Here is a 21,802-nt window from a genome sequence, read left to right on the forward strand (position 1 = left end):
AAAAGATCGGGGGGCGCTTTCGGCGCCCCCTTTTTCATGCCCTGATTACCGTTCGATTTCCTTGTTCCAGCGCTGGTTCCAGTCCGGGCGCTTCTCGTTGATGACGTCCCAGTCCACCGTGACGGCGTTCTTCATGTAGCCCTGGAACTTGGTCATCTCGTCTGCAACCTCGGCCGGCGCGCTGACCTTGGTGTTGGACGGGATCTGCGCGCCGTACTGCAGGGCGGCGAGCTGCGCCTCCGGGCTCAGCAGATAGGCGGCGAGCTTCTGCGCGGCCTCGTTGTCCGGGTTCTTGGCGACGACGCATTCGCCGACCATCAGAACGACCGAGCCTTCCTTCGGCTGGGCATATTCCACCGGGATGCCCTTGGCCTTCAGGCTGCCGACACCGGTCGGAGTCAGCGGGAAGATGGCCGCCTCGTTGGTCTGCACCATCTCGGCGATCTTGGCGGAGCTGGGGATGTATTCCAGCACGTTCGGGCCGATGGTCTTGCGCCAGGTGGTGAAGCCCGGATCGACATTGGCCTCGGTGCCGCCCTTGATGCGGTTGTACATCAGGAAGGCGTGCAGGCCGAAGGAGCTGCTGGCGGCCGACTGGACGACGACCTTGCCCTTGTACTTGGGATCGGCCAGATCCATCCAGCTGGTCGGCGGCGCCCAGCCCTTCTCGTCGAACATCGCCTTGTTATAGGCGAGGCCGGTCATGCCCATGTTCACGCCGACCGCCATGTCGCCCTTCATGCGCGACGACGGATAGACGTCGTTCAGCACCGGCGAGCTGTCCATCTTCTGGCACAGGCCCATGCCGATGGCGCGGTACATCAGCCCGTCGTCGAGGAAGACGACGTGCATCTGCGGATTGTCCTTCTGCGCCTGCAGCTTGGCCAGAATGTCGGACGAGGTGCCGGGGACCACCACCACCTTGATGCCCGTCGCCTTCTCGAAGGCGGGGAAGACATGCTCGGTGTAGGTCTTCTCCATCGTGCCGCCGTTCATGCCGATATAGACCGTCTTGGTCTCGGCGGCGGCGGGGGTGGAGAGCGCGGCGGCTGCCGTGATGGCAACCGTGGCGAGACCGGTGAGCGACAGGTTACGCAAGCTGGGCATGCATGTCCTCCATTGGGCCAAGGGGTAGAGTTTTTAAGCGGCTAGTCGAAAGCGATGGTCGGAAAGCGGTCGATGCGGAAGGGCTCCAGCGGCATCGGCGTCTCGCCGCTGGTGACCAGTTCGGCCAGCGTCTGGCCGACGCCGGGGCCGATCTGGAAACCGGCGCCGGAGAAGCCGAACGCGTGGAGCAGGCCGGGGGTGGTGCGGCTGGGGCCGATGACCGGGTTGCGGTCGGGCGTGTAGCCCTCCACACCGGTCCAGCAGCGGATGACGTGGGCATGGCGCAGCTGCGGAAACAGCTCCGCCGCATCGCGCATCAGGGACAAAACGGCGTCGCGCTGCGGCCGGGCGCGGTCGGCGTCCAGCGCGAAGCCGCGCCCGCCGCCGACCACCACATTGCCGCGCGGCACCTGCCGGCCATAGACGCCGCCGCCTTCCACCCCGATGTTGACGTCGAGGAAGCGCGGCAGCGGCTCCGTCACCGCCATGTTCGGGTGGAGCGATTCCAGCGGCACCGTCTCGCCGAACGCCTCCGCCACCCGCCGGGACCAGGCGCCGGCGGTGTTCAGCAGGAAGCGGGCGCGGACCTCCAGGGCATCACCGCTCAGCAGGACGAAGCGGTCGCCGTTCTTCTCCACCCGGTCGACCGGCGTCTGTTCGCGCACCACGGCCCCCAGCGCCGCGGCGGCGCGGGCAAAGGCGGGGGAGACCAGACGCGGGTTGGCGTGGCCGTCCTCCGGGCAGAGCGAGCCGCCGAGGGCACGGTCGCCCAGCGCCGGCCAGCGGCGGCGGAACTCCTCGCCCGTGATGATCTGCAGCCCGAGGCCGAAGCTCTGGCTGCGCTCGCGGTAGGCGATCAGCGACTCCAGATCGGCCTCGCTGCGCGCCAGCTTCAGATGGCCGGAGCGGATATATTCGGCGTCGGTGCCAAGCAGTTCCGGCAGCCGGCCCCAGATGGCGTGGGCGCGCTGGGACAGCGGCAGCTGCTCCAGCGGGCGGCCCTGACGGCGCACGCCGCCGAAATTGACGCCGCTCGCCTTGGCGCCGCACCAGTCGCGTTCCAGCAGAGTCACCGACAGGCCGGCCTGCCGCAGGAACAGCGCCGCCGACCCGCCGACGATCCCGCCGCCGACGATGGCGGCATCGCACTCGATCCGTTCCCGCATCACGCGACCTCCCGTCCGTCGTCAGAGCCCTCTCCCCCCCGGGGAGAGGGTTGGGTGAGGGGGATGCGCGGCGGAGCGCTTGTGGCGGGCTGGAGCGGTGCGGTTGGCCGATCGGATCCTCGCGATGCGTCCCCCTTACCCTGACCCTCTCCCCGCTCTCGGCGGACCAAAGGTCCGCCTGTCGCGTCAGCGCAAACTTCGTTTGCGCGTGAGCGGGGGGGAGAGGGGATGATCGTCGCAATGGGGAGAGGTTTGATCGGCGGCTGCGCCCGCAGGCGCCCCACCCCGTCAGGGCCGGTGCCGAGGGTGCGGGACAGCAGTTCCGCCGTCGTGGCGCCGCACATGCGGCCCTGGCAGCGGCCCATGCCGGCGCGGGTCAGCGCCTTGGCGCGGTTCATCTCGCGGGCCTGTCCGCTGCGGGCGATCTCGCGCACCGCACCGGCGGTCACGCCTTCGCAGCGGCAGATCATGGTGTCGTCGGCGATGGCGTCGGCCCAGTCCGCCGGGAAGGGGAAGGCCGCCGACAAGCTGCGGCGGAAGGCGGCGATGCGGGCGAGCCGGCCGTCCAACTCCTTCACCCGTTTGCTGTCCACCGGCCGGCCGAGATCCTCCAGCAGGGCCAGCGCAGCGCGCTCCCCCGCCAGTTCCGCCGCATCGGCACCGGCGATGCCGCTGCCGTCGCCGGCCAGATAGACGCCGGGAACCGAGCTACGCCCGGCCCCGTCCCGCTCCGGCAGCCACGCGCGGTCGGCCTCGTCGAAACGGAAGCGGCAGCCGGCAAGGTCGGCCAGCTGGGTTTCCGACCGCAGGCCGAGCCCGAAGGCGATGGCATCGCAGGCCGTGCGCCGCTCCTGCCCCCGCGCGTCGCGCCAGACCAGCGCATCGACCCGCTCCGTTCCCTCGGCGCGCACCGGGCGCACGCCGTTGTGGATCGGCACGCCATGAGCGCGCAGCCAGCCGACATATAGGAGCCCCTTCGCCAGCGTCGCCGGATCGCGCAGCATGCCGGCGGTGGCGCGGGCCTGGACGGCGAAGGGCGTGGTGTCGAACACCCCCGCCACCTCGACCCCGGCCTTCAGATACTGGTAGGCCACAAGATAGAGCAGGGGCCCGGTGCCGAGGAAGGCCACCCGCCGGCCGACGGCGCAGCCCTGGAACTTCAGCGCCACCTGCGACCCGCCCAGCGTGAAGACGCCGGGCAGGGTCCAGCCGGGGAAGGGCAGCACGCGGTCGGTGGCGCCGGTCGCCAGGATCAGATGGCTGAAGGGCAGAGTTTCGCTGGCGCCGTCGCACAGCAGGTCGAGCGCCCCGTCCTCGCAGTTCCACACCAGCGTGCGCAGCCGGTAGTCGACGCGGTCGCGGATCGCCGCCATGGCGCGGTGGACCGCGTCGGCCTTGGCGGCTTCGAAGCCGTAGAGCGCCGTCTTCGGCCGGGTGAAGCCGCCCCCGGACAAGATTTCCGGCGGCTGGCGGTAGATCTGGCCGCCCCAGCGCGCCGCCTCGTCCACCACCACCGGGCACAGGCCGGCGGCGACCAGCCGTTCCGCCGCGCGGATGCCGGCCGGGCCGGCGCCGACGATGACGGGAGGAAGATGTTCACTCACGAATTCCACTCCCCGCCGCTCACAAGGCGCATGCCGTCGGCGATGAAGGTGCCGCAGGCGCGCAGGCGCTCGCCCTCCTCCGTCCGCACCCAGCAATCCTGGCAGGCGCCCATCATGCAGAAGCCGGCGCGCGGGCTGTCGGCGAACTCCGTCCGGCGCAGCCGCTCGCCATTGGTGAGCATGGCGGTCATGACGGTGTCGCCCTCCAGCGCCTCCACCGGGCGCCCGTCGAGGGTAAAACGGACCACGCGCCGGCCCTGTTCGGCCACACGCTGCAGCAAAGCCATGATGACTGGTCTCCGAGGAGAAAGGACGGCCGGGACAAGAACTCAGTGCTGGCCGACCAGGATGCGGTCCAACCCATAGACGCGGTCGAGCAGAAGAACAGCGACCGCGGTGATGCCGATGATGAGGGCCGACACCGCCGCCATCATCGGGTCGATCGATTCGGTGGCGTACATGTACATCCGCACCGGCAGCGTCACCGTGGACGGCGAGGTGATGAAGATGGACATGGTCAGCTCGTCGAAGCTGTTGATGAAGGCGATCAGCCAACCGCCGGTGACGCCGGGCAGGATCATCGGCAGGGTGACGCGGCGGAACACGGTGGCCTCGCTGGCGCCCAGCGAGAAGGCGGCCTGCTCCACGCTGCGGTCGAAGCCTGAAATCGCGGCGATCAGCAGGCGCATGACATAGGGCGTGACAATCACGATGTGCGCCGCCACCAGCCAGGCGAAGCTGCCCGTCGCACCGACGATGGCGAACAGCCGCAGCATCGCCACGCCCAACACCAGATGCGGGATGATCAGCGGCGACAGGAACAGCGCGTTCAGGAAGCCGCGGCCGGGGAACTCCCAGCGGGTGATGGCGAGCGAGGCCGGCACCGCCAGCACCACCGCCAGCGTCGCCGACAGCACGGCCAGCCACAGGCTGTTCCAGAAGGACTGGACAAAATCCGGGTGGTGGAACACCGCCTCGAACCAGCGCAGCGAGAAGCCGCTGGTCGGCAGCGACAGCGTATTCTCCGGCGTGAAGGCGACGAGGCAGACGATGGCCAGCGGCGCCAGCATGAAGATGACGACCAGAGTGTGGAAGATCAGGGCGACGGGTCCGTTGCGGGTCATGGCATCCTCACCCCAGCCGGCGGCGGTAATGGCCTTCCACCAGACGGTGGTAGGTCAGCATGACGATCAGGTTGGCGATCAGCAGCAGTGCCGCGACGGCGGCTCCCATCGGCCAGTTCAGGTCGCTGAGATACTGGTCGTAGACCACCGTCGCGACCATCTTCAGCCGCCTCCCGCCCAGCAGGCCGGGGATGGCGAAGGCGCTGGCGCTGAGACCGAAGACGATCAGGCTTCCCGACAGGATGCCGGGCAGGATCTGCGGCGCCACAACCCGGACGATGGCCGTGCCGCGCGAGGCACCGAAGGACAGCGCCGCCTGCTCCACCGCCGGATCCAGCTTCTGCAGCGAGGTCCAGACCGGGATGACCATGAAGGGCAGCATGACGTGGACCAGCGCAACGATCACCGTACCCTCGGTGTAGAGCAGCCGCATGCGGCCGATGCCGAACGCCATCAGCGCTGCGTTCACCGGACCTTCCGGCCCCAGCAGCATGCTCCAGCCGAAGGCGCGCACCACGACGGAAACCAGCAGCGGCGCCAGGATCACCAGCAGGAAGATCGACCGCCAGGGGTTGCTCATCCGGCTGAGGATGTAGGCTTCCGGCACACCGATCACCACACAGATGGCGGTCGCCAACGCCGAAATCCGGAAGGTGCGCAGGAAGATTTCCAGATAATACTCGTCGGTCAGGACCGACAGGTAATGCTCCAGCGTGAAGCCGCCGGTGCGCCCGGTCGCGTAGTCGAACTGGTTGAAGGACAAGAGCGCCGTCAGGAACAGCGGGATCAGCACCAGCGCTGCGAACAGCAGGACCGCCGGCGCCGACAGGAAAAGCGGCGCGGTGGGGAACCGGCGCTCCGGCGTCTCGTCGCTGGATACCGCCTCGGGAACCGTGGCGCTCATCCCGTCACCTCGAGCGCCACGTCCGGCGCCTCCGCCATGGCGCCGCGATGGACGCGCACGACCGACGGCGACCAGTCCAGCCCGACCGTCGCGCCCTGCTCCGCCGGGGTGGAGCCGTCATTCGGCGTCACCACCATCAGCGTGCCGAGCGGCCCGTCGATGTGATAGAGCCACTGGCTGCCCAGGAAGAAGCGGTCGGCGACACGGCCGGTCAGCAACCCGTTCGTCGGAACGGTCAGGTGCAGCTTCTCCGGCCGGATGCACAGCGTCACCGTGTCACCCACCGACAGGCCGGCGGTCTCCACCGGAACGGCGATGCCGGCCAGCGACACCGTGGCGCCGGCACCGGTCGCCGTGGTCACCTTGCCGGGCAGCAGGTTGGTCTTGCCGACGAAGCGGGAGATGAACTCCGTCTCCGGATGCTCGTAGATGCGATAGGGCTGGTCGATCTGGGTGATGCGCCCGGCTTCCATCACGACGACGCGGTCACTGATCGAAAAGGCTTCCGCCTGATCGTGCGTGACCATCACGGTGGTGGTGCCGACCTTGCGCTGAATCTCGCGCAGTTCGAACTGCATCGCCTCGCGCAGCTTGGCGTCCAGATTCGACAGCGGCTCGTCCAACAGCAGGACCGGCGGGCGGATCACCAGGGCGCGGGCCAGAGCCACGCGCTGACGCTGGCCGCCCGACAGCTCGCGCGGGTAGCGCTTGGCGTAGGGGGAGAGATGGACCAGCGACAGCGCCTCTTCCACGCGGGGCTTGCGCTCGCCCTTGGGCACGCGCTGCATCTCCAGCCCGAAGCTGACATTGTCGAACACGGTCATGTGCGGGAACAGCGCATAGCTCTGGAACACGATGCCCAGCCCGCGGCTGTTGGCCTTGGCCCGCGTGATGTCGCGGCCGTCCAGCCTGATCGTGCCGGCCGACGGTTCGACGAAACCGGCGATCATCTGCAGGGTCGTGGTCTTGCCGCAGCCCGACGGCCCCAGCAGAGAGACGAACTCCCCCTTTTCCACCGACAGCGAGACATCGCCGACCGCGGTCAGCGGGCCGTAACGCTTGGTGATGTTTTTCAATTCGAGGAACGACACGGGGGAATTCTCCCTCTTGCGACACTTGGCCTCGGTCTCCGGGCCTCACCTGTTGCCCCGATGGTTCCGCCGCGCCCCCGGTCGCGTCAATCCGGTTTTTCCATAGACAGAAAAGATTTTGCAAAAGCTTCCGATATACGGAATAGATGGGGCAGCAAACATCACCGACTTTCAGGCCGAGGCTGAAAATGAGCGCCGACACCCGCAGCAAGGGGAACGAGAATGCCGGGGCCGAAGAGGCGGGCGGCAAGTCCAGCCTGCAACGCGGGCTGGCGATCCTGCGCCTGCTCGCCTCCTCCAATGAGACGGGGGCGCGGCTGACCGACATTTCACGGGCACTCGACCTCACCCCGCCGACCGTCCATCGCCTGCTGAAAATCCTGGTCGAGGAGGGAATGGCGGAGGCCGACAAGGCGACCAAGCGCTACCGGCTGGGCATCGACCTGTTCGGTCTGGCGGCCCAGGCCGGCAACCCGAACAACCTGCGCGACATCTGCCGGCCGATCCTGCTGCGCCTGTCGGCGACCCTGCGCGACACCATCTTCCTGCTGGTGCGCAGCGGCTTCGACGCGGTGTGCCTGGACCGCAGCGAGGGGCCCTTCCCCATCCGCTCCTTCACCGGCGACATCGGCGGCCGGGTGACGCTGGGCGTCGGCCAGGGCAGCCTCGCCATCATGGCCTTCCTGCACGAGGAGGAGCGGGAGGAGGTGATCCGCTTCAACCTGCCGCGCATGCAGGGCGTCGGCATCATCGACGAGGTCTATCTGCGCACGGAAATCGCGCGGGTGCGGGATCTGGGCTATGCCAGCCGTTCCACCGGCCTGCTGCCGGGCATGTCCGGCGTGGCGGTGCCGGTGCTGGACCGCGACGGCCATGCGGTGGCGGCGCTCAGCGTCGGCACGATCAGCGAGCGGCTGAACGAGGAACGGCTGCCGGTGGTCGTCGACATCCTTAAGCGCGAATCGGCCGCCATCAGCCGCCAATTGAACCCCTTCGATCCCGTCCTGCGCCGCCCGGCGGCGGTGCTGGGCGGCGGCCCGGCATGAGAGGGGTCAGGAAGGCCGACCTGCCGGCCAAGACCTGTCCAGTCTGCAACCGCCCCTTCACATGGCGCAAGAAGTGGGAGCGGGTGTGGGACGAGGTGAAATACTGCTCCGACCGCTGCCGCGCCGATGCCCGCAGACGCGGTCAGCCGCCAGCGGACGGCTCGCCGCGATCCTGACCGAACCGTCAGGAAGGATTGCCCTTTATTCAATCACATGCCAGCATTCTGAACAGCCGGGGGCTTGTGCCTGCGAGATGGGCAGCAGTCCCGGCGGATGGCATTTCCGTTGCATTCGAAATTGCGGCCGTACGGGTCCGTGGATTTACGGGCACATTCCCGAGTATTCATGACTCCGGCGGCTCTGCCACGCTGCCGCCGGCGGCGGCGGCCAACGGTACGCGACCAACGATACTCAGCGACGAAGGGGACTCATGATGTCGGTTCGGGGGATGGGGGATCGGGCGATGACGGTTATGGGAATGACGCGCCGCGCGGTGCTGTGCGGCGTGGCTGCGGTCGCTTTCGCGGCGGCTGTCGGCGGCTCCCTGCCGGCATTCGCGGAAGGCAAGCTGAAGGTCGCCGGCATCTACACCGTGCCGATCGAGCAGCAGTGGGTCAGCCGCATCCATGTCGCGCTGAAGGCTGCCGCCGACCGTGGCGAGATCGAGTATGTCTGGGCCGAGTCCGTCGCCAACACCGACTATGAGCGCGTGATGCGCCAGTATGCCGAGGCCGGCCAGCAGCTGGTCTTCGGCGAGGTGTTCGGGGTGGAGCGCGCCGCCCGCGCCGTCGCCAAGGACTATCCGAAGACCGCCTTCGTCATGGGCTCCAGCTTCAAGCCGCAGGAACCGAACTTCTCGGTCTTCGACAACTACATCCAGGAGCCGGCCTATCTCAGCGGCATGGTTGCCGGCGGCATGACCAAGTCGAACATGATCGGCATGGTCGGCGGCTATCCGATCCCCGAAGTCAACCGCCTGATGAACGCCTTCATGGAAGGCGCCAAGGAGGTCAATCCGCAGGTCAAGTTCTCGGTCAGCTTCATCGGCTCCTGGTTCGACCCGCCGAAGGCCAAGGAAGCCGCCTTCGCCATGATCGACCGCGGCGCCGACGTGATGTATGCCGAGCGCTTCGGCGTGTCCGACGCCGCCAAGGAGCGCAAGGTGCTCGCCATCGGCAACGTCATCGACACCCAGCCGCAATATCCCGACACCGTCGTCGCCAGCGCCCTGTGGCACATGGAACCGTCGGTGGAGCGCGCCATCGCCGCGGTGAAGGCCGGCAGCTACAAGGCCGAGGATTACGGCCCCTTCAGCATGATGGCGCACAAGGGCTCCAGCCTGGCGCCGCTCGGCACCTTCGAGTCGAAGGTCCCGGACGCGATCAAGGCGAAGGTGAAGGAGCGCGAGCAGCAGATCCGCGACGGCAAGTTCACCGTTAAGGTCAACGACGCCGAGCCGAAGTCGACGATGTGACGCCCGGCGCATCAGCAATGTCATCACCCGTGAAAGGCGGGCCGGAGGTCGTCCTCCGGCTCGCCGGTATTTCCAAGCGGTTCGGCCCGCTGCTCGCCAACGACGACATCTCGCTGACGCTCCGCGCCGGCGAGGTGCTGGCCCTGCTGGGCGAGAACGGGGCCGGCAAGACCACGCTGATGAACATCCTCTTCGGCCATTATGTCGCCGACGAGGGGAGCATCGAGGCGTTCGGCCGCCCGCTGCCGCCGGGCTCGCCTCGCGCGGCGCTGGAGGCCGGCATCGGCATGGTCCATCAGCATTTCACGCTGGCGGACAATCTGTCGGTGCTGGACAACATCGCGGTCGGGACGGAGTCGCTGTGGCGCTGGCGCTCCGACCGGGGCGCCGCCCGCCGCCGGCTGCTCGACCTCTCCCAGCGCTTCGGGCTGGAGGTGCGGCCGGACGCGCTGGTCGGCGAGCTGTCGGTCGGCGAGCGCCAGCGGGTCGAGATCCTCAAGGCGCTCTACCGCGACGCCCGCATCCTGATCCTGGACGAGCCGACCGCGGTGCTGACCCCTCAGGAATCGGCCGGGCTGTTCGAGACGCTGCGGCGGCTGACCGCCGACGGGCTGGCCGTCGTCTTCATCAGCCACAAGATGAACGAGGTCTTCGCCGCCAGCGACACCGTCGCCGTTCTGCGCGCCGGCAAGCTGGTCGCCACCCACGCCACCGCCTCCACCGACCGCGCCAAGCTGGCCGAGCTGATGGTCGGCCGCAGCGTCAAGCCGCCGGCCCCCACCCCGCTCAGCCCCGGCGAGCCGGTGCTGGAACTGGCGGGCGTCACCGTCGCCTCCGGCCATGGCCGCCCGTTGCTGGACGGCGTCGACCTGACGGTGCGGCGCCATCAGGTGGTCGGCATCGCCGGCGTGTCCGGCAACGGCCAGACGGCGCTTGCCGAGCTGGTCAGCGGGCTGATCCGTCCCGACACCGGCCGGCTGTCCTTGAAAGGCGGCGTGGTGGAGCATGGCGACCCGGCGGACATGGTCCGGCGCGGCGTCGCCCGCATCCCGGAGGACCGCCACAGCGCCGGTCTGGTCGGCGCCATGGCGGTGTGGGAGAACCTGATCGCCGAGCGCTATCACGACTCCGCCTTCTCCCGTTTCGGCGTGCTGCGGCGGGGTGCGGCGCGGAGCTACGCCCGCAAGGTGATCGAGGAGTTCGACGTCCGCTGTCCCGGTCCCGATGCCCGCACGCAGCTGCTGTCGGGCGGCAACATGCAGAAGCTGATCCTGGGCCGGACGCTGGCCCATGGTCCGGACCTGATCCTGGCAAGCCAGCCGACGCGTGGTCTCGACATCGGCGCGGTGTCCTACGTCCATAGCCGTCTGCTCGACGCCCGCGCCGCCGGAGCCGGCGTCCTGCTGATCTCCGAGGATCTGGACGAGATCCTGGCCCTGGCCGACTGCATCACCGTCGCCTATCTCGGGCGCCTCACCCCGCTGCTGCCGCATGACCGGGTGTCGGTCAGCCAGCTCGGCCTGCTGATGGCCGGGCATTGGGACATCCTGCGCGACATCCTGCCGGAGACCACAGATGCGGCTTGAACCGCGCACCGATACCCCGCTCGCCCTGCGGCTGCTGGCGCCGGTCGGCGCCGTGGTCGCGGCGCTGGCGCTCTGCGCCCTGCTGGTCGCCTGGACCGGCGCCCCGGTGCTGCGCGCCTATGGCCTGCTGTTCGAGGGGGCCGTCGGCTCCCGCTTCGCCCTGACCGAGACGCTGACCCGCGCCACCCCGCTGATCCTGACGGGGCTTGCCGCCGCCGTCGCCTTCCGCGCCAAGCTCTGGAACATCGGGGCGGAGGGGCAGCTCTACATGGGGGCGCTGGCCGCCGTGGTGGTGGGCGGAGGCATGCTCGACCTGCCGGCCTGGGCGCTGATCCCGGTGGCGATGATCGCCGGCATGGCGGCCGGCGGCGTCACGCTGCTCGGTCCCGCCGTGCTGAAGGTCCGTTTCGGCGTCGACGAGGTGGTGACCACCCTGCTGCTGAACTTCGTCGTGCTTCTGCTGGTGTCGATGCTGCTGGAAGGGCCCTTGAAGGACCCGATGGGCATGGGCTGGCCGCAGTCGGCGCCGATCGTCGAGGCGGCGGAACTGCCCAAGCTGGTGGCGCGCACCCGGCTGCATGCCGGATTCGCCATCGCGCTCGGCCTTTCGGTTCTGCTGTGGCTGGTCGACACCCGCACCATCTGGGGCTACGAGAACCGCGCGGTCGGCGCCAACCCGCGCGCCGCCGCCTTCGCCGGCATGCCGGTGAAGAGGATCATGCTGCGCACCGCCCTGCTGTCGGGCGGGCTCGCCGGGCTGGCCGGGGCGGCGGAGGTCTGCGGACTGAAGGGATACCTGACGCTCGACCTGTCGCCCGGCTTCGGATACAGCGGCATCGTCGTCGCCATGCTGGCGCAGCTGCATCCCATCGGCGTGGTGGGGGCGGCGCTGTTCATCGCCGGCATCTTCGTCGGCGCCGACGCCATGAGCCGCGCCATGCCGGTTCCCAACTACATCGCCGACGTCCTGGTCGCCGCCAGCCTGCTCTGCATGCTGGTTGCCGGGCTGCTGGCGCGCTACCGGCTGCGGCGGGGGTAAGGGGCCATGGATTTCCTGTCGATCATCCTCGACATCCTGCTGTCGGCCGCCTTCTGGACCGCGGTGCTGCGCATCGCCACACCCTATGTGCTGGGCACGCTGGGCGAGCTGGTGTGCGAGCGGGCCGGCGTTCTGAATCTCGGCATCGAAGGCATCATGACGCTGGGCGCCATGGCCGGCTGGATGGCGGTCTACCAGGGGGCCGACCTGTGGACCGGCGTGCTGGTCGCCGCCTTCTGCGGGGCGTTGCTCGGCCTGCTGCATGCGGCGCTGACCGTGCCGCTCGGCCTGTCGCAGCATGTGACGGGCATCGGCGTGACCCTGCTCGGCACCAGCCTGTCTTATTTCGTCTACCGCCTCGTCCTGCCGCAGGCCAGCACCCCGCCGACCATCGAGCCGTTCCAGCCGCTGGCCCTGCCCGGCGCCCTGGCGCAGACGCCGCTGACCTGGCTTGCCTTCCTGCTGGTCGCGGTGGTCGCCTATGTGCTGTACCGCACGCCGGTCGGGCTGGCGGTGCGGATGGTCGGCGAGAATCCGGCCGCGGCCGAAGCCCAGGGGCTGAACGTTACCGCCATCCGCATCGGCGCGGTGGTGGCGGGAAGCGCGCTGATGGCGCTGGCCGGCGCCTTCCTGACGCTGTCGGCCTTCAACGCCTTCTTCTTCAACATGGTGAATGGGCGCGGCTGGATCTGCATCGCGCTGGTGGTCTTCGCCTCCTGGCGGCCGGGCAAGGCGCTGCTGGGCGCCCTGCTGTTCGCGGTGTTCGACGCGCTGCAGCTGCGGCTGCAGCAGGCGAGCGGCGGCGTCCTGCCCTACCAGCTGTTCCTGATGATGCCCTATCTGTTGAGCATCCTGGCGCTGGTGCTGGTGGCCCGCCGGGCCTCCTACCCGCGCGCCCTGATGATCCCGTACCGCAAAGGAGAACGCTGATGTTCGACCTGATCCTGCGCCGCGCCACCCTGCCGGATGGCCGCACCGGCATCGACATCGGCGTCTTGGACGGCCGCATCGCCGCGGTCGAGGCGAATCTCGCCGGTGAGGCAGGTACCGAAATCGACGCCACCGGCCGGCTGGTCACCCCGCCCTTCGTCGATTCGCATTTCCACATGGACAGCACGCTCAGCTACGGCCTGCCGCGGGTGAACCAGAGCGGCACCCTGCTGGAGGGCATCGCGCTGTGGGGCGAGCTGAAGCCGCAGCTGGTGCAGGACGCCATCGTCGAGCGGGCGCTCGCTTACTGCGACTGGGCGGTCGGACGCGGCCTGCTGGCGGTGCGCAGCCATGTCGATGTCTGCGATCCGCGCCTGCTGGCGGTCGAAGCCCTTCTGGACGTCAAGAAGCGCGTCTCCCCCTACCTCGACCTGCAACTGGTCGCCTTCCCGCAGGATGGCGTTCTGCGCTCGCCCGGAACCGAGGAGTTGCTGGTGCGGGCACTGGACATGGGCGTCGATGTGGTCGGCGGCATCCCGCATTTCGAGCGCACCATGGCCGACGGCGCCGCCTCTGTCCGCCTGCTCTGCGAGATCGCGGCGGAGCGCGGGCTGCTGGTCGACATGCATTGCGACGAGACCGACGACCCGCTGTCCCGCCATGTCGAGACGCTGGCCTATGAGACGCAGCGGCTGGGTCTGCATGGCCGGGTGACGGGGTCGCACCTGACCTCCATGCATTCCATGGACAACTACTATGTCTCCAAGCTGATCCCGCTGATGGCGGAGGCGCGGCTGGGGGTGATCGCCAACCCGCTGATCAACATCGTCCTCCAGGGCCGCCACGACACCTATCCCAAGCGGCGCGGCATGACCCGCGTGCCGGAACTGATGGCCGCCGGGCTGACCGTCGCCTTCGGGCATGATTGCGTGATGGACCCGTGGTATCCGCTGGGCTCCGGCGACATGCTGGAGGTGGCGCACATGGGCCTGCATGTCGGCCAGATGACCGGCCAGGACGGCATCAAGGCCGCCTTCGACGCGGTGACGGTCAACCCGGCCCGCCTGCTGCATCTGGACGGCTACGGGCTGGAGCCGGGCTGCAATGCCGATCTGGTGGTGCTCCAGGCCGGCGGCCCGGTGGAGGCGATCCGGACCCGCGCCGCCCGCCTGTTCGTCCTGCGCCGCGGCCGGATCGTCAGCCGCTGCGAACCGGTGCAGGCGAAGCTCGACCTGCCCGGTCGGCCGGAGACGGTCGATTTCCTGTTGAACCGGGGTTGAGGCGAGACAGGGCCTAAATCCCCTCTCCCCCCCGGGGAGAGGGTTAGGGTGAGGGGGACGCGCGGAGAGGATTCTTGGGATCGCCACGCGGTGCATCCCCCCTCACCCCGACCCTCTCCCCGGGGGGGAGAGGGGGGATTTTCCTCGACCTTAAGCTCGTTACGCCTTCAAAAAGTCCCGCAGCGCGTCGGCCACCGCGCGCATTTCCTGCTCGGTGCCGATGGTGACGCGCAGGCAGCTCGGCAGGCCGTAGGAGGGCATCTGGCGGACCAGGATGCCGCGGGCCTTCAGGAACTGGCGGGCGGCCTCGGCGTCGTCCTTGCCGGCGGGCTGGCCCTTGAAATCGACCAGCACGAAGTTGGTGGCGCTGGGATGGACGGTCAGGCCGAGCTCGCGCACCGCACCGGCGAACCACTCGCGCCATTGCTCATTGTGGCGGCGGGAGCGGTCGAGGAATTCGACATCCTCGACCGCGGCGATGCCGGCGACATGGGCGGCGGTCGACACGTTGAAGGGGCCGCGCACCCGGTTCAGCACATCGACGATCCCGGCCGGGCCATAGCACCAACCGATGCGCAGCGAGCCCAACGCGAAGATCTTCGAGAAGGTCCGGGTCATCACGACGTTGGGGAACTTCTCCACCAGCTCCTCGCCGGCGGTGTAGTCGTCCTTGTTCATGTATTCGGCATAGGCCGCGTCGATGACCAGGATGACGTCCGCCGGCAGGCCGGCATGCAGCCGCGCCACCTCCGACGCCGGCAGATAGGTGCCGGTCGGGTTGTTCGGGTTGGCGAGGAAGACCAGACGGGTGCGCGGGGTGACGCGGGCCAGCAAATTGTCGACGCTGGCGGTCAGGCCGTCCTCCGGTGCCGTCACCGGGGTGGCGCCGACCGACTTGGCGCCGATCGGGTACATCAGGAAGCCGTACTGCGAATACAGCACCTCGTCCCCCGGCCCCGCATAGGAGCGGATCAGCAGGCTGATGATCTCGTCCGACCCGGCGCCACAGACGATGCGGTCGGCATCCAGATTGAAGCGCTTGGCGATGGCGCCGCGCAGCGCCGCCGAGGCGCCGTCCGGGTAGCGGTGCAGGTTGGACGCCGCCGCCGCATAGGCCTCCATCGCCTTCGGGCTCGGCCCCAGCGCCCCTTCGTTGGAGGCGAGACGGATATGACCCTGATGCTCGCCGCCGACATAGGCGGCGATGTCGAGAATCCCCGGACGCGGCTGCGGGCCGTTCGGCTGGGTCATGGTCTGCTTACCTTCCGACTGAATGGGATGGGTTTGGGTGGGATGGGGTGGAACAGGATGGAACAGTCCTGGCGTCGGTGTTCCATCGCGGAAAATGGGGGAGCAGGATAAGGCAGGAGCCGGCCCGGCGGCTCGCCCCAAAAGCGCGCATCAGCCCAGATGCAGCGGCACGGCATAGCCGCCGACGACATTGACCCGCACCGGGATGTCGCCCGACCGGTCCAGCAGCGTGGCGAGGCGGGGGTCGGCCTGCCCGACGAAGTCGGCGATCTCGACCAGATGGACCGACGGGCCGCCGCCGCTCATCCCGGTGGCATGGCCGGCCGGGTGCCAGGTGCAGAAGCCGACCGGCGGCAGGCCGCAGGCCTCCAGCAGATCCTTCAGCCGGCCGCGGCTGAGGTCGCCGCCGATCTCGATGCTCAGCAGCGTGCGGTCGTCGCCGGTGGGCTCGTGCGGGACGGCGGCGATGGCCAGCGCGTCGCGATTCTCGCCGCGGGCATTGCCGCGCCCGCCGAAGGGCAGACGCGCCACCACCTGCGGCCGGCCGGCATCGGCCGACACCAGGAAGCGCCACCAGGGGTCCGAGTCGTCCTCGGCCGGATAGGGCACCACGGCGACGGTCGCCGTCCCCTCCGACACCGCACGCAGCGCGGCGGCCGGCGTGTTGACGGCGGTCATCGGCACGAATCCGCCGAAATGGTCGCGGGCGACGTCCCAGAAACCGCGGCGGTCCTCCGGCGCATAGACGGCGACGGCGAAGGGCCCCTGCATGCGGGTGAAGGCGGTGATCATCTCCCGCCAGATGCGCACCACGACCTGGGCGGGGAAGGAGCCGGCATGGCGGGCCATCAGGCGGCGGAGGATCGTCGCCTCCCGCGCCGGGCGCAGGATGATCGGCTGCGTGCCGTTTTCGGCCGCGCCATTGCCCTTCGCCGCCCCGATGCGTTCCACCACGGCGGCGCGGCGCATCAGCAGGTCATGGATCGCGTCGTCGATCTGGTCGATCTCGCGGCGCAAATCGTCGAGCGGGGTCCGGGCGGCCATGGGTCAGAAAACCATCGAATGCAAAGCCGGTTAGTAGTAGTCCGCATGCGCCCTGAAATCAAAGAAAACATTGACACTCTTGAGGCCGGCTTCGTAGCTATACCCTCCCGTTCCGCCACAGCTCTCCGAGGGCTTCCGCCAAGGCGCCGCAAGGCTGGAAATCCCGAAGGCCAGAACCGCTTCCAAGGCACGAAACGACATGTCCGCGCCCCCCACCGCGCAGCAGCCCCCCCTGGTCACCCCCACGGTCGCCGACAGCCCGGAGATGCCGGGCAAGCGCGTGCGTCTGGCGGTGGACCGGCCGATGCGGCTGGACAGCGGGGTGGAGATCGGCGGCTTCCAGATCGCCTACCAGACGTACGGCACGCTGAACGCCGACAAATCGAACGCCATCATGATCTGCCATGCCCTGACCGGCGATCATTTCGTGGTGGAGAAGCACCCCGTCACCGGAAAGCCCGGCTGGTGGGAGATGCTGGTCGGTCCCGGCAAGCCGGTGGACACCGACCGCTATTTCGTCATCTGCTCCAACGTACTGGGCGGCTGCCTGGGCAGCACCGGGCCGAAGGACGTCGACCCCGCCACCGGCCAGCCCTATGGCCTGTCCTTCCCGGTGGTGACCATCGGCGACATGGTGCGGGCGCAGAAGCTGCTGGTCGAGCATCTCGGCATCGAGAAGCTGTTCTGCGTCGTCGGCGGCTCCATGGGCGGCATGCAGGTGCTGCAATGGGCGGTGGCCTACCCCGAATCGGTGTTCGCCGCGGTGCCCATCGCCACCGCCGCCCGCCATTCGGCGCAGAACATCGCCTTCCACGAGGTCGGGCGCCAGGCGATCATGGCCGATCCCAACTGGCGCGGCGGCAACTACCTGCTGGAAGGCACCAAGCCGGAGGCCGGCCTGGCCGTCGCCCGCATGGCAGCGCACATCACCTACCTGTCGGAAGCGGCGCTGCACCGCAAGTTCGGGCGCAACCTGCAGGACCGCAAGGCGGTGACCTACGGCTTCGACGCCGATTTCCAGGTGGAAAGCTACCTGCGCTATCAGGGCGCGGCCTTCGTCGAGCGGTTCGACGCCAACTCCTACCTCTACATCACGCGGGCGATGGATTACTTCGACCTCGCCGCCGATGCCGGGGGCACGCTGGCCAACGCCTTCCGGCCGGGGGGCAGGACGACGCCGGTGCGCTTCTGCCTCGCCAGCTTCTCCAGCGACTGGCTGTTCCCGACCTCGGAATCGCGGGCCATCGTGCATGCGCTGAACGCCGTCGCCGCCAATGTCAGCTTCGTGGAGATCGAGACCGACAAGGGCCACGACGCCTTCCTGCTGGACGAGCCGGAGTTCCATCAGGTCATCCACGGCTTCCTGGAGGGCTGCGCCGAGCATCGCGGCCTGTCCGCCCGCCGCCGCGCGCGCTGATTGGGATTGGGACTGGACGACCGACCATGGTGGACATTCGCGACGACCTGAAGCTGATCGCCGAGATGGTGGAGCCGAACAGCCGCGTGTTGGACGTCGGCTGCGGCGACGGCGCCCTGCTGGACTATCTGTCCCACGCCAAGAACGTCGACGGGCGCGGCATCGAACTCAGCATGGACGGCGTGCGGCAATGCGTGGCGCACGGCCTGTCGGTGATCCAGGGCGATGCCGAGACCGACCTGAAGGACTATCCGGCCGGCGCCTTCGACTACGTCATCCTGGGCCAGACCCTGCAGGCGATGCGGCAGCCGCGCGACGTGCTGCAGATGATGTGCCGCATCGGCCGCCACGCCATCGTGTCGGTCCCCAATTTCGGCTATTGGCGGGTGCGGCTGCAGCTGATGCTGACCGGGCGCATGCCGGTGACGGAAAAGCTGGGCTACCAGTGGTGGGAAACGCCCAACATCCATTTCTGCACGCTGCGCGACTTCGTCGTCCTGACGGAGGAGATGGGCATCACCATCGAGCAGACCCGCATCATCGACCGCGCCGGCCGGGTGACCAGCCACGCCCATTCCGGTCTGGCCAACCTGTTGGGCGAACAGGGCGTCTTCCTGCTGCGCGGCAACGGCGGCTGACGGTTTTCCGGAGAGGGCGGGAACTTCCCGCCCTCGGTTTTGTTCTTGATACGTTCCTTTTCTGCGAGGCACGGATCATGACCAGCAAGCACACCGACGACCCCCGGACCCATTCCGAACACGAAAACCCGAAGACCGGTGACGACCACTCCAACCGCGACAAGAACCCCGACGACTGGACCACCGGCGACGAGCCGATGACCGGCGCCCAGGCGTCCTACCTGAAGACGCTGAGCGAGGAAGCCGGCGAGACCTTCGACGACGGGCTGAGCAAGGCGGAAGCGTCCAAGCGGATCGACGCGCTGCAGGACAAGACCGGGCGCGGAAAGTAAGGGGAAATCCCCTCTCCCCCCCGGGGAGAGGGTTAGGGTGAGGGGGACGCGCGGCGAGGATTCTCGGGAGGGCACGAAATGCACCCCCCTCACCCCGACCCTCTCCCCGGGGGGGAGAGGGAGTTTTTCCGCACACACTATGTCGGCAACCCAAGGGCATGTTCCGCTGTTAACCAGGGCGATACCGAATCCGAACGGAAGGGTCGCCCTTATGCTCCGCCCCCTGTTGCTCCTGCCGGCCGCGGCGCTGCTGCTGACCGGCACCGCCTTCGCCCAGACCACACCGGCGCCGGGCGCCACCGCCTCGCCGCCGCTGATGACCGCGCCGCGGCCGGACGACCAGCCAGCGACCGGGGCGATCACCTCTCCGACCGGGATCGGTGGCGCGGCTCCCTCACTGGAGGTGCAGAACCCCGCACCGCCGGTGGGGTCAGGACAGGCGTCTCCGCCGGTGGCGGCCCTGCCGCCGGCCGCGCTCAACCCCGATCAGGCGCGGGCAATGGTGGGGACCGAACTGCGCACCAACGACGGCCAGCCGGCCGGCCGCATCCTCGATTTCACCATGGACCAGAGCGGCGATCGGGTGGACCGCATCGTCGTGGCGCCAAACGAGGTGCTGGGGCTGGGCGAGAAGCTGGTGGCGCTGCCGGCCGGTATGCTGGGCAATGGTCCGACCGGGCCGGTGCTGAACATCGGGCAGGCGGACTTCGCCAAGGCGCCGACCTTCGCCTATGGCGACGAGCCGACGCTGACCCGGCCGGAAAGCCAGCAACCTGAAGAAGGCCAGCCGAACAACCAATAACCCGGTCAGGTGGCGGCCGGATGGCGGCGGAAGATGCCGGTCAGGCAGGCGACGAGGCACAGCCCGGCGCCCAGCCACAGCACGACGACGCTGCCGTCCGCCTTGCCGATGGCGGTGAAGACCAGACCGACCGTGGCGGCGCCCAGCGTCTGGCCCAGCAGCCGGCCGGTCGCCTGGATGCCGCTGGCGCCGCCGCTGCGCTCCTTGGGCGCGCTGCTGACCAGCACCTTGTTGTTCGGGGTCTGGAACAGGCCGAAGCCGAAGCCGGCCAGCGCCATCCGCCACACCATGTCCAGCGTCGACGGGTCGGGCGGCAGCAGCGCCATCAGGGCAAGACCGGTGGCGAACAGCGCCAGCCCGACCGCCGCCAGCCGCGTCGGCTCGTAGCGGTCGGCCAGCCGGCCGGAGATCGGGGCGACCAGCGCCACCATCAGCGGCCAGGGCGTCATCAGCAGTCCGGATTCGGCCAGCGACCGGTGCAGCACGTCCTCGAAGAAGAAGGGCATGGCGACGAAGACGATGTTCTGCGCCGCGAAGGAGCAGACCGACGTCACCACCGACAGGGCGAAGACCGGCCGGCGCAGCAGATCCACCGGCAGCAGCGGCGCCGCCTGCGCCAGCTCGCGCCGCACCAGAATCGTGCCGAGCGCCAGGGCCGCCGCCAGTTCCACCCCGACCAGCCAATAAGGCTGGCTGCCGTCCACCCCCTTGAAGCCGACGATCAGCAGGCCGAGCGTGGCGGCGTTCAGCGCGGCGCTCAGCCAGTCGAAGCGGTGCCCGGCCGGGTTCGACACCGGCATCGCCCGCGCCGCCACCGCCAGCGCCGCCAACCCCAGCGGCACATTCACCGCGAATAGCCAGGGCCAGGACGCCACCGACAGGATCAGCGCCGCGAGGCTCGGCCCCGCCGCCGACGACACCGCGACGATCATCGCGTTGTACCCCACCCCGCGCCCGAGATGGGTGGAGGGGTAGATGTGGCGGACCAGCGCCAGATTGACGCTCATGATCCCGGCACCGCCGATGCCCTGCAGCACGCGGGCGGCGGTCAGGACCGGCAGGTTCGGCGACAGCGCGCAGGCCAGCGAGGCCACGGTGAAGACCGCCAGTCCGAACCAGTAGACCTTGCGATAGCCGATGATGTCGCCCAGCGAGGCCAGCGGAAACAGCGAGACGGTGACCGCCAGCTGATAGGCGTTGACCACCCAGATTGCGCCCGCGGCGTCCACCGCGAACTCGCGCTGGATCGTCGGCAGGGCGATATTGGCCACCACCCCGTCCAGCACCGCCATGATCAGCGCGACGGTCATCGCCGTCATCGCCCAATAGCGCTGCGGAGTCGGCAGCCCATCCGATGCCGCGACGGGCGGCTGGCGGGCGGGGGACGGTGCGGTGGGGAGGGGCTGGACGGGGAGATCTGGCATGGGGATCAGCATAGAGTCCGATCCACGTTGTGCGGTCGCAGCAATTTCGCATGAAAGCATTGCGAAAGCCGACCGCACGGGTGGGTCTCTGTCTGGCTGGAACCCCCTCCCCCGCCCTCCTGTTGGAAGGAAACGCGAGCCAACAGGAAGGAGCGCCATCATGACCAAGCACATTCCGCCCGTCCCGCCCGAGGGCCGCAGCGACAAGGGTCCCGGCGAGCCGGCGACCAGCGCGTCGACGGATGTTGAAGCCGGCAAGCGCGACGTTCCCAACACCAAGGAACAGGGCCAGACCGCCAACACCCGGCAGAACACCACCCACCAGGGCTATCAGCAGGATCGGTGAGGCATGAGCAAGCACAGTGAGGCGACCGACCGCCACCATGGCGGTCCCGGCAGCAGCCGGCAGAACGCCGACAAGCCGGCGGCGGCGAACGCGACATCCACCACACGCACGACCCGAAGACGAAGCGGTAGGGGGTAGGTGCCCTCTCCCGTCCCTTCCCTTCACCACCGGGATCTCCCCCTCTCCCCCCCGGGGAG

General features: G+C 68.9%; 23 protein-coding genes. 13 read left to right on the forward strand and 10 right to left on the reverse strand.

The genetic code is table 11. The features are described from left to right. Positions 1 to 45 precede the first annotated feature (45 nt). The 7 genes from PWS46_RS20050 to PWS46_RS20080 are packed head-to-tail and all read right to left on the reverse strand — an operon-like array spanning position 46 to position 6,996. Positions 46 to 1,107 carry a polyamine ABC transporter substrate-binding protein gene (locus tag PWS46_RS20050; protein ID WP_434622341.1) on the reverse strand — a complete coding sequence of 354 codons (1,062 nt, stop codon included), beginning with the start codon at positions 1,105 to 1,107 and terminating at the stop codon, positions 46 to 48. Positions 1,108 to 1,148: 41 nt separating this feature from the next. Then, on the reverse strand, positions 1,149 to 2,273 hold the full coding sequence (locus tag PWS46_RS20055) for an NAD(P)/FAD-dependent oxidoreductase (RefSeq protein WP_434622343.1): 1,125 nt from the start codon (positions 2,271 to 2,273) through the stop codon (positions 1,149 to 1,151). Further along, positions 2,273 to 3,877 (reverse strand): FAD-dependent oxidoreductase, encoded by a 1,605-nt coding sequence (locus PWS46_RS20060; RefSeq protein ID WP_434622345.1) that lies wholly within the window; start codon positions 3,875 to 3,877, stop codon positions 2,273 to 2,275. Before PWS46_RS20060 ends, PWS46_RS20055 begins: the two co-directional genes overlap by 1 nt. Then, positions 3,874 to 4,164, reverse strand: coding sequence for a (2Fe-2S)-binding protein (locus PWS46_RS20065; protein ID WP_252139743.1), 291 nt, complete (start codon positions 4,162 to 4,164; stop codon positions 3,874 to 3,876). The genes PWS46_RS20060 and PWS46_RS20065 overlap by 4 nt, the downstream gene beginning before the upstream one ends. Before the next feature lie 42 nt (positions 4,165 to 4,206). Next, on the reverse strand, positions 4,207 to 5,001 hold the full coding sequence (locus PWS46_RS20070) for an ABC transporter permease (protein WP_434622347.1): 795 nt from the start codon (positions 4,999 to 5,001) through the stop codon (positions 4,207 to 4,209). Between the two features lie 7 nt (positions 5,002 to 5,008). Then, positions 5,009 to 5,905 (reverse strand): ABC transporter permease, encoded by an 897-nt coding sequence (locus PWS46_RS20075; RefSeq protein WP_434622349.1) that lies wholly within the window; start codon positions 5,903 to 5,905, stop codon positions 5,009 to 5,011. Next, a complete protein-coding gene (locus PWS46_RS20080; protein WP_434622351.1) occupies positions 5,902 to 6,996 on the reverse strand; it encodes an ABC transporter ATP-binding protein in 1,095 nt (364 codons plus the stop codon). Before PWS46_RS20080 ends, PWS46_RS20075 begins: the two co-directional genes overlap by 4 nt. Before the next feature lie 188 nt (positions 6,997 to 7,184). Between PWS46_RS20080 and PWS46_RS20085 the strand changes: the two genes are divergently transcribed. From PWS46_RS20085 to PWS46_RS20115, 7 genes are all read left to right on the forward strand, one after another. Next, positions 7,185 to 8,042 (forward strand): IclR family transcriptional regulator, encoded by an 858-nt coding sequence (locus PWS46_RS20085; RefSeq protein ID WP_434622353.1) that lies wholly within the window; start codon positions 7,185 to 7,187, stop codon positions 8,040 to 8,042. Next, positions 8,039 to 8,218, forward strand: coding sequence for a DUF2256 domain-containing protein (locus PWS46_RS20090; protein ID WP_434622355.1), 180 nt, complete (start codon positions 8,039 to 8,041; stop codon positions 8,216 to 8,218). The genes PWS46_RS20085 and PWS46_RS20090 overlap by 4 nt, the downstream gene beginning before the upstream one ends. A 287-nt stretch (positions 8,219 to 8,505) precedes the next feature. Next, positions 8,506 to 9,516: a BMP family protein gene (locus PWS46_RS20095; RefSeq protein WP_434622357.1), complete on the forward strand. Its 1,011-nt coding sequence runs from the start codon at positions 8,506 to 8,508 to the stop codon at positions 9,514 to 9,516. 17 nt (positions 9,517 to 9,533) lie between these two features. After that, positions 9,534 to 11,102 (forward strand): ABC transporter ATP-binding protein, encoded by a 1,569-nt coding sequence (locus PWS46_RS20100; protein ID WP_434622359.1) that lies wholly within the window; start codon positions 9,534 to 9,536, stop codon positions 11,100 to 11,102. Next, entirely contained in the window at positions 11,092 to 12,141 is a 1,050-nt protein-coding gene (locus PWS46_RS20105) for an ABC transporter permease (RefSeq protein ID WP_434622361.1), read from the forward strand. Before PWS46_RS20100 ends, PWS46_RS20105 begins: the two co-directional genes overlap by 11 nt. Before the next feature lie 6 nt (positions 12,142 to 12,147). After that, positions 12,148 to 13,071: an ABC transporter permease gene (locus PWS46_RS20110; RefSeq protein WP_434622363.1), complete on the forward strand. Its 924-nt coding sequence runs from the start codon at positions 12,148 to 12,150 to the stop codon at positions 13,069 to 13,071. Next, positions 13,071 to 14,351, forward strand: coding sequence for an amidohydrolase family protein (locus tag PWS46_RS20115; RefSeq protein ID WP_434622365.1), 1,281 nt, complete (start codon positions 13,071 to 13,073; stop codon positions 14,349 to 14,351). The genes PWS46_RS20110 and PWS46_RS20115 overlap by 1 nt, the downstream gene beginning before the upstream one ends. 159 nt (positions 14,352 to 14,510) lie before the next feature. Here the strand turns inward: PWS46_RS20115 and hisC are convergent, their stop codons facing one another. Both hisC and PWS46_RS20125 read right to left on the reverse strand, forming a co-directional pair. Continuing rightward, complete coding sequence (gene hisC / locus PWS46_RS20120) at positions 14,511 to 15,602, reverse strand: histidinol-phosphate transaminase (protein ID WP_434622367.1); 1,092 nt, start codon at positions 15,600 to 15,602, stop codon at positions 14,511 to 14,513. A gap of 150 nt (positions 15,603 to 15,752) precedes the next feature. Then, a complete protein-coding gene (locus PWS46_RS20125; protein ID WP_434622369.1) occupies positions 15,753 to 16,646 on the reverse strand; it encodes a chorismate mutase in 894 nt (297 codons plus the stop codon). A gap of 199 nt (positions 16,647 to 16,845) precedes the next feature. Between PWS46_RS20125 and metX the strand changes: the two genes are divergently transcribed. The 4 genes from metX to PWS46_RS20145 all read left to right on the forward strand — a co-directional run bounded on the left by metX (position 16,846) and on the right by PWS46_RS20145 (position 19,835). Beyond that, entirely contained in the window at positions 16,846 to 18,063 is a 1,218-nt protein-coding gene (gene metX / locus PWS46_RS20130; RefSeq protein WP_434622371.1) for a homoserine O-acetyltransferase MetX, read from the forward strand. A 26-nt stretch (positions 18,064 to 18,089) separates the two neighbouring features. Beyond that, positions 18,090 to 18,701: a methionine biosynthesis protein MetW gene (metW, locus tag PWS46_RS20135; protein WP_434622373.1), complete on the forward strand. Its 612-nt coding sequence runs from the start codon at positions 18,090 to 18,092 to the stop codon at positions 18,699 to 18,701. 77 nt (positions 18,702 to 18,778) lie between these two features. Beyond that, positions 18,779 to 19,033: a DUF3072 domain-containing protein gene (locus tag PWS46_RS20140; RefSeq protein WP_434622375.1), complete on the forward strand. Its 255-nt coding sequence runs from the start codon at positions 18,779 to 18,781 to the stop codon at positions 19,031 to 19,033. Between the two features lie 211 nt (positions 19,034 to 19,244). Then, positions 19,245 to 19,835: a PRC-barrel domain-containing protein gene (locus PWS46_RS20145; protein WP_434622377.1), complete on the forward strand. Its 591-nt coding sequence runs from the start codon at positions 19,245 to 19,247 to the stop codon at positions 19,833 to 19,835. Between the two features lie 5 nt (positions 19,836 to 19,840). Here the strand turns inward: PWS46_RS20145 and PWS46_RS20150 are convergent, their stop codons facing one another. Next, a complete protein-coding gene (locus PWS46_RS20150) occupies positions 19,841 to 21,259 on the reverse strand; it encodes an MFS transporter (protein ID WP_434622379.1) in 1,419 nt (472 codons plus the stop codon). Between the two features lie 160 nt (positions 21,260 to 21,419). On the opposite strand from PWS46_RS20150, the gene PWS46_RS20155 reads away from it, so the two are divergent. Both PWS46_RS20155 and PWS46_RS20160 read left to right on the forward strand, forming a co-directional pair. Beyond that, the gene (locus PWS46_RS20155) at positions 21,420 to 21,605 is read left to right on the forward strand and encodes a hypothetical protein (RefSeq protein WP_310118209.1); all 186 of its coding nucleotides are present in this window, start codon (positions 21,420 to 21,422) and stop codon (positions 21,603 to 21,605) included. A 3-nt stretch (positions 21,606 to 21,608) separates the two neighbouring features. After that, entirely contained in the window at positions 21,609 to 21,743 is a 135-nt protein-coding gene (locus PWS46_RS20160) for a hypothetical protein (RefSeq protein WP_434622382.1), read from the forward strand. The last annotated feature ends 59 nt before the right edge of the window (positions 21,744 to 21,802 follow it).

It is taken from the genome of Azospirillum sp. B2RO_4, assembly GCF_051124815.1.
Lineage (GTDB): Bacteria > Pseudomonadota > Alphaproteobacteria > Azospirillales > Azospirillaceae > Azospirillum.